Source organism: Allobosea sp. P2_A10 (assembly GCF_056405115.1).
Genome location: NZ_JBFUCS010000014.1, coordinates 79,076 through 92,887, shown reverse-complemented (window position 1 = coordinate 92,887; position 13,812 = coordinate 79,076). Strand labels below are relative to the sequence as shown.

Sequence of the window (13,812 nt, the reverse complement as noted above, 5' to 3'; positions counted from 1 at the left end):
ACCTTCTCCCATCCGGGAGAAGGGAAGAGGCGGCGTGGGTGGCATCGACGTCGTACATACGCTTCAGCAATCACTAGACATGGATTGGCTTGCCGTGGTGGTGGAACGCCTTCAGCCGCCGGAACACATCCGTGTTGTAGTTCTCCGGCACCTGCGCCTCCCCCGTGATCCAGGATATCAGATCGCGGTCAAGCACTTCGATCAGGCGTTCGAACTCGTCGAGTTCCGCTTCGCTCAGGTTGCCGATCTCGGCGTCGGCGAAGCGGCCCATGATCAGGTCGTTCTCGCGCATGCCGCGATGCCAGGAGCGGAACAGGATTTTTCGCCGGCGCGGGTCGAGATCGGCGCTGGAGCGGGTCGAGCCGGACATCGAGAAACCTCGGGATCACGAAATGGAAACGGGGCCGGCCCCGTCGCGGAGCCTGCCGTCGCGGCCTATATAGCGTTGCCGTGCCGCGAAGTCAGTGGTCAAAGCGCTGCGATACGCGCACTCCTGACACAAGCCCTGAGAGCCGATTTCTTGCGTCCCTCGTTGCTCGATCCCCTGTTTGCCCCTGTTACGACGCTGTCTGGCGTCGGGCCAAAGCTCGGCAAGCTGTTCGACAAGCTTCTCGGCGACGAGACGCGTCCGGCGCGCGTCATCGACCTTTTGTTTCGCCTGCCCGGCGGGGCGATCGACCGGCGGCCGAGCCCCACGATCGCCGACGCGCCGATCGGCGATGTCGCAACGTTCAATGCGCGGGTGACTGAACACCGTCCGCCGCCTGCGACCAAGGCCAAGGCGCCCTACCGCATCATCGTCGAGGATGAGACCGGCGACGTGACGCTGGTCTTTTTCCACGCCGATGTCCGCCATCTGCTCCAGACCATGCCGATCGGGGCTTACCGGCTGATCTCGGGCAAGCTCGAACTCTGGGATGGTATGCGCCAGATGGTGCATCCCGACCGGCTGCTCGACCCGAAGCTTGCGGCGACCATGCCCGCGATCGAGCCGGTCTACGGCCTGACCGAGGGCATCGGCGCGCGCGTGATGGCCCGCAGCGCCGCCGCCGCCGCCGAGAAATGTCCCGACCTCGCCGAGTGGCAGGATTCCGGCTTCCTTGCCAGAAGCGGCTTCCCGTCATTCCTTGCGGCGCTGCAGGCGCTGCATCACCCTGATGATCTCAAGGCGATCGAGGGCGATACAATCGCGCGCCGGCGCGTCGCCTATGACGAGCTATTGGCGAGCCAAATCGCACTGGCGCTCGTGCGCCGGCAGCAGAAGAAAGCGGCCGGGCGCGCGACTGCCGGCGATGGGGCGATCCGGCAGAGGATCGAGGCCACCCTGCCCTTCACGCTGACGGACGGCCAGCGGCAGGCGCTCGTCGACATCCATGACGACATGGAGAAACCCGAACGCATGCTGCGGCTGCTGCAGGGCGATGTCGGCTCGGGCAAGACGGTGGTGGCGCTGCTCGCCATGGCGGCCGCCGCCGAGGCCGGGCGGCAATCGGTGCTGATGGCCCCGACCGAGATATTGGCGCGCCAGCATGCCGAACGGCTGGCTCCGCTGGCCGAAACGGCAGGGCTGAAGCTCGCTTTGCTGACGGGGCGTGAAAAAGGGCCGGGACGGGCGCGCGTGCTGGAGGGGCTGGCAAGCGGCGAGATCGATATCGCGGTCGGCACGCATGCGCTTTTTCAGGAAGGTGTCGCCTTTCGCGATCTCGCGCTTGCCATCGTCGACGAGCAGCACCGTTTCGGCGTGCATCAGCGCCTGCTGCTGGGCTCCAAGGGCGAGGCGGTCGATATTCTGGTGATGACCGCGACGCCGATCCCGCGCACGCTCTCGCTGACCTGGTTCGGCGATATGGATATCTCCGTGCTGGCCGAGAAGCCGGCTGGCCGCAAGCCGATCGCGACCAAGGCGCTCTCGCTCGATCGCTATGACGAGGTCGTCGCCGGCGTCGGCCGCGCGGTCGAGGCCGGGGCGCAGGTCTATTGGGTCTGTCCGCTGGTGCAGGAATCCGACTTGCTCGACGTCGCCGCCGCGCAAGAGCGGTTCGACGCGCTTCGCGACATCTTCGGCGACAAGGTGGGGCTGCTGCATGGGCAGATGCCCGGTCGCGACAAGGATGCGGCGATGGCGGCCTTCGTCGCGGGCGCAACGCGCGTTCTGATCTCGACCACGGTGATCGAGGTCGGCGTCGACGTGCCCAATGCCAGCGTCATGGTGATCGAGCATGCCGAACGCTTCGGGCTCGCCCAGCTTCACCAGTTGCGCGGGCGAATCGGGCGCGGCTCGGCCGCCTCGACCTGCCTGCTGCTCTACAAAGGGCCGCTCGGCCCGGTCGCGGAGGCCAGGCTCACGATCATGCGCGAGACCGAGGACGGATTTCGAATCGCGGAGGAGGATCTGCGCCTGCGTGGCGAGGGCGAGGTGCTGGGCACCAAGCAATCGGGCTCGCCGGATTGGCGTATCGCCCGGCCCGAAACCGATGGCGACCTGCTTGCGGCCGCGCGCGACGATGCGCGTCTCCTCATCGAGCGCGATCCGCAGCTTGAGGGACCGCGCGGAGAAGCCGTCAGGACGCTGCTTTATCTGTTCGAGCGCGATGTCGCGATCAGGTTGCTGCGGGCGGGATAGTTGCGCCCGCCATCAGTTTGGGCGCGGCCTCGCCCGGCTGGATCAGCCCGGCGGACATGATCAGCTTCGCCCCGTCCTCGACGGAGATCGAAAGCTCGATTACCTCTTTGCGCGGCAGGTAGAAGAAGAAGCCCGTCGTCGGATTGGGCGTGCAGGGCAGGAAGACGCCGATCTGCTCGTCGCCCGGTTCCTGGCCATCTGGCAGCTTGCCGGCGATCTCGGGCGCCGCTTCCTGCGCGATGAACACGATCGACCACATGCCCGGCTGCGGGAACTGAACCATCCCGACCTTCCGGAACGAGGTGCCGCTCTGCGAGAAGATCGTCTCGAAGACCTGCTTCACGCCCTTGTAGAGGCTGCGCACCACCGGCATCCGGTTGAGCAACGCCTCGCCAGCCTCGATCAGCGTGCGGCCGACGAGGTTGGCGGTTAGGAAGCCGAGCAATGTCAGGCCGATCAGGCCGATGATGATGCCGAGGCCCGGAATCGGAAACGGCAGATACGAATCGGGGAGATAGGAATTCGGGATCAGCGGCTTCACCATCCCGTCGATCAGGTTGATGAACCACCAGGTGACCGAGGCCGTGATCGCCAGCGGGGCCGCGATCACCAGTCCAGTCAGGAAATAGCGCCGCAAACGCGTTCCAAGCGACGGGCGCAGCGGGCTGTTGGAGATGACAAGGCGGGGATCGGGCGGCGTTGGCGTCATTTATATCCCCGACGAGGCGATCTCCAGCGGAGCGGCCTGTATTTTGTCCGCGACGCTGCGTCGCAATACGCTCAAGATAGGCAAGATCGCGGCCGATACCAGCTTCGCCTTCGATCTTGGGCAAGGACGGGAAAAGGCTTGGACAAGCGCCGACCGACTTACGGCCTCCGTCGCCCGCTCTTGCTCGTGGCAGGCTGGGTCTTCACGGCGCTGGGCGTGATCGGCCTTGTGCTGCCGCTGATGCCCGGCACCGTGTTCCTGATCCTCGCGGCATGGTGCTTCTCGCAATCCTCGCCGCGCTTCGAGACCTGGCTGCTGGACCATCCGCGCCTCGGCCGGCATGTGCGGCAATGGCGCGATACCGGCGCGATCAGCCGCAAGGCGAAATATCTCGCCTGCGGATCGATGAGCTTCAGCTTCGCGATCTTGGCCGTGACCGATGCTCCGCCGATCGCGCTCTGGACCGCCGGAGCCGGTCTGCTCGCGGCGGGCAGCTATGTCGCGAGCCGGCCCGAGCCGGCACGCGACTAGAACTCACTCGACCGTGACCGATTTTGCCAGATTGCGTGGCTGGTCGACGTCCTTGCCCATGAAAACCGCCGTCTGATAGGCGATCATCTGGATCGGCAGCGCATAGGCGATCGCCGCGAACTCCGGGTCCATGTCCGGCATGATGATGGTGGTTTCGGGCTCGATGCCGCATTCGGCCGCGCCCTTGGCGTCGGTGATCAGGATGATGCGCCCGCCGCGCGCCGCGACCTCCTGCATGTTCGATGCGGTCTTCTCGAACAGCGCGTCATGCGGGGCGATGACGATGACGGGCATGGTCTCGTCGATCAACGCGATCGGGCCATGCTTGAGCTCGCCGGCCGGATAACCTTCCGCATGGATGTAGCTGATTTCCTTGAGCTTCAGTGCGCCTTCCAGCGCCAGCGGAAAGCTCGTGCCGCGGCCCAAATAAAGCACATCCTTGGCCTTCGAGAGCTCCCGCGCCAGCTTCTCGATCTCGGGCTCCAGCTCAAGCGCTTTGGCGAGCAGGCCGGGCAATGCGATCAGGCTCTGGACGTGGCGCGCCTCGTCTTCGACAGACAGCGTGCCGCGCGCGCGGGCCGCCGCCAGCGCCAGACAGGCCAGCGTCGTCAACTGGCAGGTGAAGGCCTTCGTCGAGGCGACGCCAATCTCGGGGCCCGCCAGCGTCGGCGCGACCGCGTCGCTTTCGCGGGCGATGGTCGAGGTCGGCACGTTCACCACCGACAGGATCGTCTGCTTTTCCTGCTGCGCATAACGCAGGCAGGCGAGCGTGTCGGCGGTTTCGCCCGATTGCGAGATGAACAGCGCAAGACCGTTTTCCGGAAGCGGGGCTTCGCGATAGCGGAACTCCGAGGCGACATCGATCTCGACCGGCAGGCGGGCGAGCTTCTCGAACCAGTATTTCGCGATCAGACCGGAATAATAGGCCGTGCCGCAGGCCGAAATGGAGAGCCGCGTCAGCGCCTTCCAGTCGATCTTGTCGGCGAAGGGCAGCGAGACCCGCCCGGCGATCATGTCGATATACTGCGTCAGGGTATGGCCGACGACCTCGGGCTGCTCGTAGATTTCCTTGGCCATGAAGTGGCGGTGATTGCCCTTCTCGACGAGGAATGCGCCGGCCGCCACGCGCTGGGCGCGGCGCTGCACCGGGTTGTTGGCCCTGTCGTAGAAGGTCGCGCCCTTGCGGTGGAGCACGACCCAGTCGCCCTCTTCCAGATAGGCGATGAGATTGGTGAAGGGTGCGAGCGCCAGCGCATCGGAACCCAGATACATCTCGCCATCGCCGATACCGACGGCCAGCGGCGAGCCCTTGCGCGCGCCGATCAGCAGGTCGTCCTCGCCCTGAAACAGGAAGGCGAGCGCAAACGCGCCGCGCAGACGCGGCAGAGAAGCCGCGACCGCGGCTACGGGATCGAGCCCCCGGTCGAGCTCGCGGGTGACGAGATGGGCGACAATCTCGGTGTCGGTCTCCGTCGCGAAGACGTAGCCGTCGGCTTCGAGTTCGGCGCGCAGATCACGGAAATTCTCGATGATGCCATTATGGACGACGGCGAGCTTGCCCGTCGCATGAGGATGGGCGTTGGTCTCGTTGGGCTTGCCGTGCGTCGCCCAGCGGGTGTGGCCGATGCCGATCAGGCCTTCGAGCGGTTCGTTGGAGAGACGGACCTCGAGGTTCCTGAGCTTGCCCTCGGCGCGCCTGCGGGTGAGCAGGCCGTTTTCGAGGGTGGCGACGCCAGCCGAATCATAGCCGCGATATTCGAGCCGCCGCAGCGCTTCCACGACCTGGGTCGCGACCGCTTCCTTGCCCAGAATGCCAACGATGCCGCACATGCCAAAACCTCTCGAGCCGTTGCCGTCGCGACTCCGCATAGCGGCGAACGGCGACCGTGCAAAATCACTCTAAATGTCGAACTATGAACGGCGGCTTGCAGCGTTCGCCGGGTTTCCGCGCTATTTTGGCGGTTTGGACTTCGCTGCTGCCTTCTTTTCCGCGCCCTTCTCTCGGAAGCTCACGGCCCAGCCGGCGCGCTCGATCTGCCGTGCCCGTCCGACCGCCAATGAGTCGGGCGCAACGTCGCGCGTGACGACCGAGCCGGAGCCTACGAAGGCGCCCGCGCCGATGGTGACCGGCGCGACCAGCGAGGAGTTCGAGCCCACGAAGGCGCCAGCCCCGATCGTCGTGCGGTATTTCGAGAAACCGTCATAGTTGCAGGTGATCGTGCCCGCGCCGATATTGGCGTCCGCCCCGATGCTGGCGTCGCCAATATAGGTCAGGTGGCTGACCTTTGCGCCTTCGCCGATATCGGCGGCCTTGACCTCGACGAAATTGCCGACCTTGGCCCGGCTTGCGAGCTTCGCGCCCGGGCGCAGCCGGGCGTAGGGGCCGACATTGGCTTCTGGGCCGACATCGGCTCCCTCCAGATGCGAGAAGGCGTGAATGACCGCGCCATCGGCGACATTGACGCCGGGTCCAAACACGACGTTGGGCTCGATCAGCACGTCGCGGCCGATTTGCGTGTCATGGCTGAAGAACACGGTTTCCGGTGCGATCAGCGTTGCGCCGGCCATCATGACCGCGATCCGCTTGCGCCGCTGGAATTCCGCTTCCGCAGCAGACAGTTGCACGCGATCGTTGACGCCCTGCACTTCGCTCTCGGGGGCTTCGAGCGCCACCGCGCGCAAGCCCTGCGAGCGTGCGACGGCGACAGCATCCGTGAGATAGAACTCGCTTTGGGCATTGGCGCTGCCGATGGCGTCCAGGATCGCGAGCGCATGCCGGCCGTCGAGTGCCATCAGGCCCGCATTGCAGAAGCGAATGGCGCGCTCGTCCTCGCTTGCGTCCTTGTGCTCGACGATCGCCTCCAGCGCGTCGTCGCGTGTGACGAGGCGGCCATAGCCGGTCGGATCTCGCGCCTCGAAGCCGAGAGCAGCGACGCCTGCACCTTCGGCCAACGCCGCGCGCAGGGCGAGGAAGGTTTCGGGCCGGACCAGCGGCGTGTCGGCGAAGGCGATCAGGATATCGTCGTGACCGGAAGCAAGCGCTTCGCGCGCCGCCAGCACGGCATGGGCGGTGCCGCGCCGCTCGACCTGGATGGCGATGGTCGCCGAGGGCAGCACGGCCGAGACTTCGGCTGCGACGTCCTGTCGGTCCGGGCCGATCACCACCACGACGGCGTCGGCTCCAGCCTTGCCCACGGCAGCCAGGGCATGGCCGAGCAGCGAGCGCCCGGCGAGTTCATGCAGCACCTTGGGCCTTTGCGATTTCATCCGCGTGCCCTCACCGGCCGCCAGGATGATCGCGAGGCAGGACCGCCGGGACTGCATTTCGGTCATGATTATCGTTTCCCTAGCGAAGCAGATCGGCGTGGAACGCCACGATCCAATGCAGGATTGGCGGCGAACCGGCGCATGGTGGCCGTGCAAAGGCCGTGGATAGCCGATCCGGCCGATATTTGCCAAAGTCGAACTGCCATCGTGGATGGCGCACCGCTAACCGAGAAGTCCGATCATCTGCATTTTCCCGATGCAAACGCTTTTCAGGTCGACGAAAAATGCTCTAGAAGCGCGATAGGGCGAGGGCGTCGCCCGTCTATGTTGGATATGATGGCGAAATCCTTGAATCGTCGGCAGTTTCTTGAAGGCGCGGCGCTCGGCATCGCTTCTGCTCCGCTGATTGGCTCCACGCCGGCCGCGGCCCAGAGCAGTTGGTCGAGCCTCGTTCAGTCCGTGATCGCCGAGGGCCAGAAATTCGACCCGGCGCTTGTGGTCGAGACCGCGCGGCAACTGGCGCGTCGCCCACTCGTGCCGGCCGTAACGAACGACCTGCCCGACGGCTACACCGCCCTGCCCTATGACCAGTATTCCGGCATCCGCGCGCAGCCCGGGGGCCTGATCTGGGCTGGTGAGAATCGCGGCTTCACGGTCGAACCGCTGCATCGTGGCTATGTCTTCTCGAGCCCTGTCAGCCTGTTCACGATCGAGGACGAGGTGGTGCGCCGCGTCGCCTTCGATCGCGGCAAGTTCGACTACGGCCGCGTCACGCCGCCGCCCGCCAATGTCGATCTGCAGTTCTCGGGTATGCGCATCGCAACGGGGCTGGAGCGTCCCTACGAGGTCGCGATCTTCCAGGGTGCAACCTTCTTCCGCTCGCTGGCACGCGGCCAGAATTACGGCGCCACGGCGCGCGCGCTGATTCTGCGGCCGGGCGAAACGCGCGGCGAGGAAATCCCGTTCTTCCGCGCCTTCTGGATCGAGCGGCCGACACCGGCCTCTGGGCTGCTCGTGATCCACGCCCTGCTCGATTCCGAGAGTCTGACCGGCGCGGTCAGGATGACGCTGCGCCCGGGCGACGTGACGCTGATCGATGTCGAGATGACGCTGTTCGCGCGTCAGGCGCTCGACCATGTCGGCTTCGGCTGTGCGATGGGCACGTTCATGTCGGGACCGCAAAGCCGGCGGACTTTCGACGACCTGCGCCCGGCCGTTCACGAGGTCTCTGGCGTCCAGATGCTCAGCGGCGCGGGCGAATGGATCTACCGCCCGGTGAACAATCCGGCGACCTTGCAAGTTTCGTCCTTCATGGACTCAAATCCGCGTGGCTTTGGGCTGGTCGAGCGCGAGCGCGATCCGTCCGCCTTTCAGGACGACGACCAGCGCTTCGAGCTCAGGCCGAGCGTCTGGGTCGAGCCGCTCGGCGAATGGGGCGCGGGCTCAGTCCAGCTCATCGAAATTCCCAGCGATTCCGACGTGAACAAGAACGTCATCCTGTACTGGCGGCCCCGGCAGGTGCTGGCGCCCGGCAGCGAGACGACGCTGGCCTACCGGCAGGCCTGGTGCTGGCAGCCGCCTGATCGCCCCGCGCTGGCGATCGCCGGCCGGGTCAGGCAGGGGCGCGGCTCGCAAGGCCGCCGCCGCCGCTTCATCGTCGACTTCACCGGCGACAGACTGGCAGATGCGGGTGTCGTCACCTCGACGCGCGCCAACATCACGGCGACGCCCGGCACGATCCAGAACGTCAGGATCTGGCCCTATCCCGAGCGCAAGCTGATGCGCGTCGGGTTCGAGGTCGATCCCGGCACGGACAATCTCAGCGAGCTCCGGCTCGTGCTGCAGTCCGGCGGGCAGCCGGTCTCGGAAACATGGTTGAATCGATGGACGTGGTGACTGCCGCGCGCACCGGAGCCGCCGCGGGGAGCGAGGCAAGTCCCTATATTGCCTCCGAAGATCCAGCGACGCCGCCCGAAAGCCGGCTTGTCATGCCGGTGCAATCGTTCCGGTCGTGGAAGGCCTCCGACAGGCGCAAGCCCACGCGGCCGCGCGACTGGACGACGCCCTGGCTGAAGCGCCTCTTCGTCTTCGGCGGCGGCATGGCGCTGACCGGATACGGCGCCTGGGAAATGTACAGCGTCGTGTCGGTCAGCCGCACGACCTCGCTGCAGTACGCGTTGCTGGTGCTGTTCACGGTGAATTTCTCGTGGATCGCGCTTGCCTTCACCAGCGCATTGCTCGGCTTCTTCGGCCTGCTATTTGGCAAGGGTCTGACCGGGAGGGTCGAGAGCCTGCAGCATCCCACCGTCGTGGTGATGCCGATCTACAACGAATCCACGGCGCGCACCTTTGCGGCGCTGACCGCGATCCGCGAATCCGTCGAGGCAACGGGCCTCGGCGCGCATTTCGACTATTTCATCGTCTCCGACACGACCAATCCCGACGTCTGGGTCGCCGAGGAGCGCGCTTTCCTCGCCCTGCGCGAGCGGCTGGGGCCCGATGCCCGCGTCTATTACCGCCACAGGCCGAAGAACCACCACCGCAAGGCCGGCAACATCGCCGATTTCGTCACGCGCTGGGGCGGGCATTACGAGCATATGGTCGTGCTCGACGCCGACAGCCTGATGACCGGCACCTGCATCGTCCGGCTGGCCGCCGCAATGGAGGCCGATCCCGATTCCGGCATCATCCAGTCGCTGCCGCTGATCATCAACCGCAACACCTTCTTTGCGCGGCTTCAGCAGTTTGCGGCGCGGGTCTACGGACCCGTCATCGCGACGGGGCTCGCCATGTGGTCGGGCCGCGACGGCAATTACTGGGGCCATAACGCGATCATCCGCACCAAGGCCTTCGCCGATCATTGCGGCCTGCCGGATCTCAAGGGCAAGCCGCCCTTCGGCGGGCATGTGCTCTCCCACGATTTCGTCGAGGCGGCGCTGATGAGGCGCGCCGGCTGGTCGGTCTACATGCTGCCAGAGCTGACGGGCTCCTATGAAGAGAGCCCGCCCTCGCTGATCGACATCTCCGTGCGCGACCGGCGCTGGTGCCAGGGCAACCTGCAGCATTCGCGCATCCTCGGCGCGAAGGGCTTCGTCTGGTCGACGCGGCAGCATTTCGCCACCGGCATCATGGGTTATCTCGCCTCGCCGTTCTGGCTGATGCAACTCGTGGTCGGCATCCTGATCGTGCTGCAGGTCAATTACGCGCGGCCTGAATATTTCACGCAGGAGTTCACGCTGTTCCCCGTCTGGCCGCGCTTCGACCCCGAGCGCGCCTTGAACCTGTTTGCGCTGACCATGGCGATCCTGCTCGCACCGAAGGGTTTTGGCCTGATTCTGACGCTGATGGACGGCAAGATGCGCCGGGCCGGCGGCGGTACGTTCAGGCTGATCCTGTCGGCGCTGCTCGAAATCCTGTTCTCGGCCTTCTTTGCGCCGATCATGATGCTGATCCAGTCGGGTTCCGTCTTCCAGATCCTGCTCGGCCGCGACACGGGCTGGAACCCCCAGCGGCGTGACGACGGCTCGATCCCGCTCAAGGACATCATCCGCCGCCACCGCACCCATACCGCGCTCGGGGCGATCGCCGGTGTCTCGGCCTTCATGATCGCAACCTCGCTGTTCGCCTGGATGTCGCCGACGATCGTCGGTCTGTTGCTGGCGATCCCGCTATCATGGGCTTCGGGACAGCTGGCGCTCGGGCTTTGGCTGAAGCGCCACAAGCTGCTGGTCACGCCCGAAGAGGGCGATCCGCCGGCGATCGCGCTCCGGGCCAACGCGTTGCAGGCCGAGTTCGCGCAAGCCGGCTTCGATGACGCAGATGGCCTCAAGGCGCTGCATGGCGATATCTCCCTGCGCCAGGCCCATGAACTCATGCTGCCGGAGGGCCAGTCGCGTCGTCGCGGCGAGATCGAGCCCGACCGCGCGGTGGCGCAGGCCAAGCTCGTCGACGCCGAGACGATCGACGACGCGATGATCTGGCTGAAGCCGAAGGAGCGCATGGTCGTGTTGCATGACCGGGCGCTGATCGGGCTGCTCGCCTCGCTGGCGAAGGAACGGACCGAAGCGGCGGCCTGAGAGCTTTCAGAAGCTCATCGCGGCGGCGTTGACGACGCCGGCTGCAAGCGAGGCCGCGCCGAGAAAGAGCGCCGCGGCGAGTTCGCCGGAGGCGATGCGTGACGACAGGTTCGGCAGCACGAGCCGCACCAGCATGTAGACCACCAACTGCACGACGATCGCGACGATGCCCCAGACCACGAGATCAACGATCGATGTCGCGTGGATGACGGCGCTGGAAAGCGGTAACGCGAAACCGATCAGGCTCAGTCCCAACGAGAGCGCGGCGGCGACGTTATTCTGCCGGATCAGACCGAATTCGTTATGCGAGGTCGCGACTGTGTAGATCAGCAGATAGAGGCCGACGAGCCCGAGTGAGACCGCGAAAAACAGCGCGAAGTCGGGAATCTTGAGCAGGACCTGAGCCATCATCCGCGATCCCGCTCCCCGCTTCCCACCGATTCGATCTTCAAGTCTCAACCCTGCTCGAAGGCGATGACGCAGCCGAGTGCGGCCTCGGCCGGCACCACGATGCGCTCCTCCCCTTGGGCGAATGTCATCTCCGCCGCCGTCAGTAGCGTGGCGATGGCATCGAGATTCGGAACCGTCACGCAGAAGCCGAGGAAGCGCGCCGGGGTCGGGTCGGGCGCGACATGGTAGATCGCGCTCGCTGCCTCGAAATCCAGGACGTCGATGCGGCCGCGCGGCAGATCGAGAACGAAATCCTCGTTGCCCTCGAAAATCTCCGCGCCGCCGCTAAAGGCGCTCAGGAAGGCGCGATGGTTCTCCGGCGCGTCGGTGACGAGGATCGCAGCCGAAAGTCCGCTCGCGCCGTTGGCGTGCTGCTGGAAGGCCGGGTTCCAGAAATTCTGCGGCTCGTGCTGCTGGCAGACGAAGAAGCCGCATTCGGGCGCTGCGGAATCGTCGGCGAAGGCGAGCGAGAACGCGACCCTGACCTCTGTCCCGTCAGGGCGTTTCGCCTGGCGTTCGAAGAAGAACGGCTCGAAGGCGCCGATGCCGGCATCCTTGAAGGCGGCGTTGTCTGCCTGAGCGTCGCTGCTTTCGAGCACCAGCATCGACATGCCCTCGCCGCGCGCCAGCGCGTCGCGCACGAAGGCGCCAAAAGAGAATCGACTGGGCGCGGGATCGGGGATCGCGCCGGCGTCGCCGATCGTGATCAGTTCGAGGAACGCGCCGGGAAACTGAACGATCCGGTTCTCCGTGCCCCAGGGGTGGCGGTTGCGCGCGCCGACCCGAAAGCCGAGCTTCTCGTAGAGAGCGCCGGCGGCATCGAGATCCTGAACCCCGATGACGAGATGGTCGAGACCGCGCGGGCCGGGGCTGGACGGGGAATCAGGCATGGCACATCTCGCAAAAGGCGGCAGCAATCTCTAGCAGGTCATGCCTCCGAGGTCATGGCGTCAAGGTTGTAACGCGAACCGGCGCTCGCGAGGCTCATGGCGCGATGTAGTGCGGCACGAAGCGCGAGGTGTTCTTGGTGATCGGCGTCGCGTCTTCACGGATGCACAGGCCACAGGCCTGCGAGGCGACGAGCCAAGAACCGATGACGGCGTAGTTTCCGCCCTGCTCGAACAGGTTCAGCGCGGCGTCCTGCAGGACGAAGCCTTCCGCGCCATAGGGTCCGTCGTCACTGTCGAGAACCTTGCCCCTCTCGGTCAGCGTGACATTGGCGCCCTCGCGCGAATAAAGCGGCTTGCGCACCCGGCGCGGCGACAGGGTCTCGCAGCGGGGATCGCCCTCGAAAAAGGCCGGCAGCAGATTGGGATGGCCGGGCGCCATTTCCCAGAGACAGGCGAGCAGGCCCTTGTTGGAGATGATCGCCTTCCAGGGAGGCTCGACGAACTGGCAGCGCGAACCGCCGAGCGCATCGGCGTAGCGCTCGCGGAACAGCCACTCCCAAGGGTAGAGCTTGAACATCATCTCGATTGGGACGTTCGAGCCGTCGCAGAAGCGGCCATCGTTGAGCAGGCCGATTTCCTCGATGAAGCCGAAGCGCGCATCGATGCCGGCCTGCCTGGCGCAATCGAGCAGATAGTCGACGGTGCCCTTGTCCTCGTTGCTGTCCTTGACGCAGGTCAGGTGCATGCGTTCCGGCAGCGGCGAACGCAGCCCCTTGAAGGCGGCGATCAGACGTTCATGCAGGGAGTTGAATTGGTCGCAGCCCGGCGGGATCGTGCCGTTGGCCATCGCCTGTTCGAGCCAGTCCCACTGTACGACGCTCGATTCGAACAGGCCCGTGGGCGTATCGGCGTTGTATTCCAGCAGCTTTGCTGGGCCCTTGCCGTCATAGGAGAGGTCGAGCCGGCCATAGAGGTTGCGGTCGCCTCGCTGCCATGAGTCGCGAATGAAGGACCATTGCGCCTGCGGGATCGCCAGCCGCGTCAGCGTGGCGTCGTCGGCGATGGCCTTCTCGATGAAGGCGAAGCAGAGCTGCTCGATCTCCTCGGTCGGCCCCTCGATGTCGCGCTCGATCTGCTCGAGCGTGAATTCATAGGCCGCGCTCTCGTCCCAGTAGGTCGCGTCGTCGATGGTGTGGAAGGAGAAGCCGAGACGCTCGACCTGAGCTTCCCAGTCCCGGCGCGGTGCGAGCGTGACGCGGCGCATCG

Annotated in this window: 11 protein-coding genes; 4 read left to right on the top strand and 7 right to left on the bottom strand. The window is 65.7% G+C overall.

Annotated elements, in window-relative coordinates; translation table 11 throughout:
- Window positions 1-73: 73 nt before the first annotated feature.
- On the bottom strand, window positions 74-370 hold the full coding sequence (locus AC1DZY_RS19165; protein ID WP_476821737.1) for an FAD assembly factor SdhE: 297 nt from the start codon (window positions 368-370) through the stop codon (window positions 74-76).
- Window positions 371-520: 150 nt separating this feature from the next.
- On the opposite strand from AC1DZY_RS19165, the gene recG reads away from it, so the two are divergent.
- The gene (gene recG / locus AC1DZY_RS19160; protein WP_476821736.1) at window positions 521-2,623 is read left to right on the top strand and encodes an ATP-dependent DNA helicase RecG; all 2,103 of its coding nucleotides are present in this window, start codon (window positions 521-523) and stop codon (window positions 2,621-2,623) included.
- Here recG and AC1DZY_RS19155 read toward each other — a convergent pair.
- A complete protein-coding gene (locus AC1DZY_RS19155) occupies window positions 2,601-3,332 on the bottom strand; it encodes a DUF502 domain-containing protein (RefSeq protein ID WP_476821735.1) in 732 nt (243 codons plus the stop codon). The genes recG and AC1DZY_RS19155 overlap by 23 nt on opposite strands.
- Window positions 3,333-3,470: 138 nt before the next feature.
- Between AC1DZY_RS19155 and AC1DZY_RS19150 the strand changes: the two genes are divergently transcribed.
- Window positions 3,471-3,863, top strand: coding sequence for a YbaN family protein (locus AC1DZY_RS19150; protein ID WP_476821734.1), 393 nt, complete (start codon window positions 3,471-3,473; stop codon window positions 3,861-3,863).
- Between the two features lie 3 nt (window positions 3,864-3,866).
- Here AC1DZY_RS19150 and glmS read toward each other — a convergent pair whose 3' ends face one another.
- Together glmS and glmU are read right to left on the bottom strand one after the other, a co-directional pair.
- Entirely contained in the window at window positions 3,867-5,693 is a 1,827-nt protein-coding gene (glmS, locus tag AC1DZY_RS19145; protein ID WP_476821733.1) for a glutamine--fructose-6-phosphate transaminase (isomerizing), read from the bottom strand.
- Between the two features lie 120 nt (window positions 5,694-5,813).
- On the bottom strand, window positions 5,814-7,187 hold the full coding sequence (gene glmU / locus AC1DZY_RS19140; protein WP_476821790.1) for a bifunctional UDP-N-acetylglucosamine diphosphorylase/glucosamine-1-phosphate N-acetyltransferase GlmU: 1,374 nt from the start codon (window positions 7,185-7,187) through the stop codon (window positions 5,814-5,816).
- A gap of 291 nt (window positions 7,188-7,478) precedes the next feature.
- Here glmU and AC1DZY_RS19135 point away from each other — a divergent pair, with 291 nt between their 5' ends.
- Window positions 7,479-9,026: an OpgD/OpgG family glucan biosynthesis protein gene (locus AC1DZY_RS19135; protein ID WP_476821732.1), complete on the top strand. Its 1,548-nt coding sequence runs from the start codon at window positions 7,479-7,481 to the stop codon at window positions 9,024-9,026.
- Window positions 9,014-11,206, top strand: coding sequence for a glucans biosynthesis glucosyltransferase MdoH (gene mdoH, locus AC1DZY_RS19130; RefSeq protein WP_476821789.1), 2,193 nt, complete (start codon window positions 9,014-9,016; stop codon window positions 11,204-11,206). The genes AC1DZY_RS19135 and mdoH overlap by 13 nt, the downstream gene beginning before the upstream one ends.
- Window positions 11,207-11,212: 6 nt before the next feature.
- Here mdoH and AC1DZY_RS19125 read toward each other — a convergent pair whose 3' ends face one another.
- The 3 genes from AC1DZY_RS19125 to AC1DZY_RS19115 all read right to left on the bottom strand — a co-directional run bounded on the left by AC1DZY_RS19125 (window position 11,213) and on the right by AC1DZY_RS19115 (window position 13,810).
- Window positions 11,213-11,617, bottom strand: coding sequence for a DUF350 domain-containing protein (locus AC1DZY_RS19125; protein ID WP_476821731.1), 405 nt, complete (start codon window positions 11,615-11,617; stop codon window positions 11,213-11,215).
- Window positions 11,618-11,661: 44 nt separating this feature from the next.
- A complete protein-coding gene (locus AC1DZY_RS19120) occupies window positions 11,662-12,546 on the bottom strand; it encodes a VOC family protein (RefSeq protein WP_476821730.1) in 885 nt (294 codons plus the stop codon).
- A 94-nt stretch (window positions 12,547-12,640) separates the two neighbouring features.
- Window positions 12,641-13,810, bottom strand: a complete 1,170-nt coding sequence (locus AC1DZY_RS19115) for a glutathionylspermidine synthase family protein (RefSeq protein ID WP_476821729.1) — start codon at window positions 13,808-13,810, stop codon at window positions 12,641-12,643.
- Between the last annotated feature and the right edge of the window lie 2 nt (window positions 13,811-13,812).

Excerpts from the sequence above, each read along its gene's own strand:
- AC1DZY_RS19165 (WP_476821737.1), bottom strand. The coding sequence starts at position 370 with ATGTCCGGCTCGACCCGCTCCAGCGCCGATCTCGACCCGCGCCGGCGA.
- AC1DZY_RS19115 (WP_476821729.1), bottom strand. The coding sequence starts at position 13,810 with ATGCGCCGCGTCACGCTCGCACCGCGCCGGGACTGGGAAGCTCAGGTC.
- mdoH (WP_476821789.1), top strand. The coding sequence starts at position 9,014 with ATGGACGTGGTGACTGCCGCGCGCACCGGAGCCGCCGCGGGGAGCGAG.
- AC1DZY_RS19155 (WP_476821735.1), bottom strand. The coding sequence starts at position 3,332 with ATGACGCCAACGCCGCCCGATCCCCGCCTTGTCATCTCCAACAGCCCG.
- glmU (WP_476821790.1), bottom strand. The coding sequence starts at position 7,187 with ATGCAGTCCCGGCGGTCCTGCCTCGCGATCATCCTGGCGGCCGGTGAG.
- glmS (WP_476821733.1), bottom strand. The coding sequence starts at position 5,693 with ATGTGCGGCATCGTTGGCATTCTGGGCAAGGAAGCGGTCGCGACCCAG.
- AC1DZY_RS19125 (WP_476821731.1), bottom strand. The coding sequence starts at position 11,617 with ATGATGGCTCAGGTCCTGCTCAAGATTCCCGACTTCGCGCTGTTTTTC.
- AC1DZY_RS19120 (WP_476821730.1), bottom strand. The coding sequence starts at position 12,546 with ATGCCTGATTCCCCGTCCAGCCCCGGCCCGCGCGGTCTCGACCATCTC.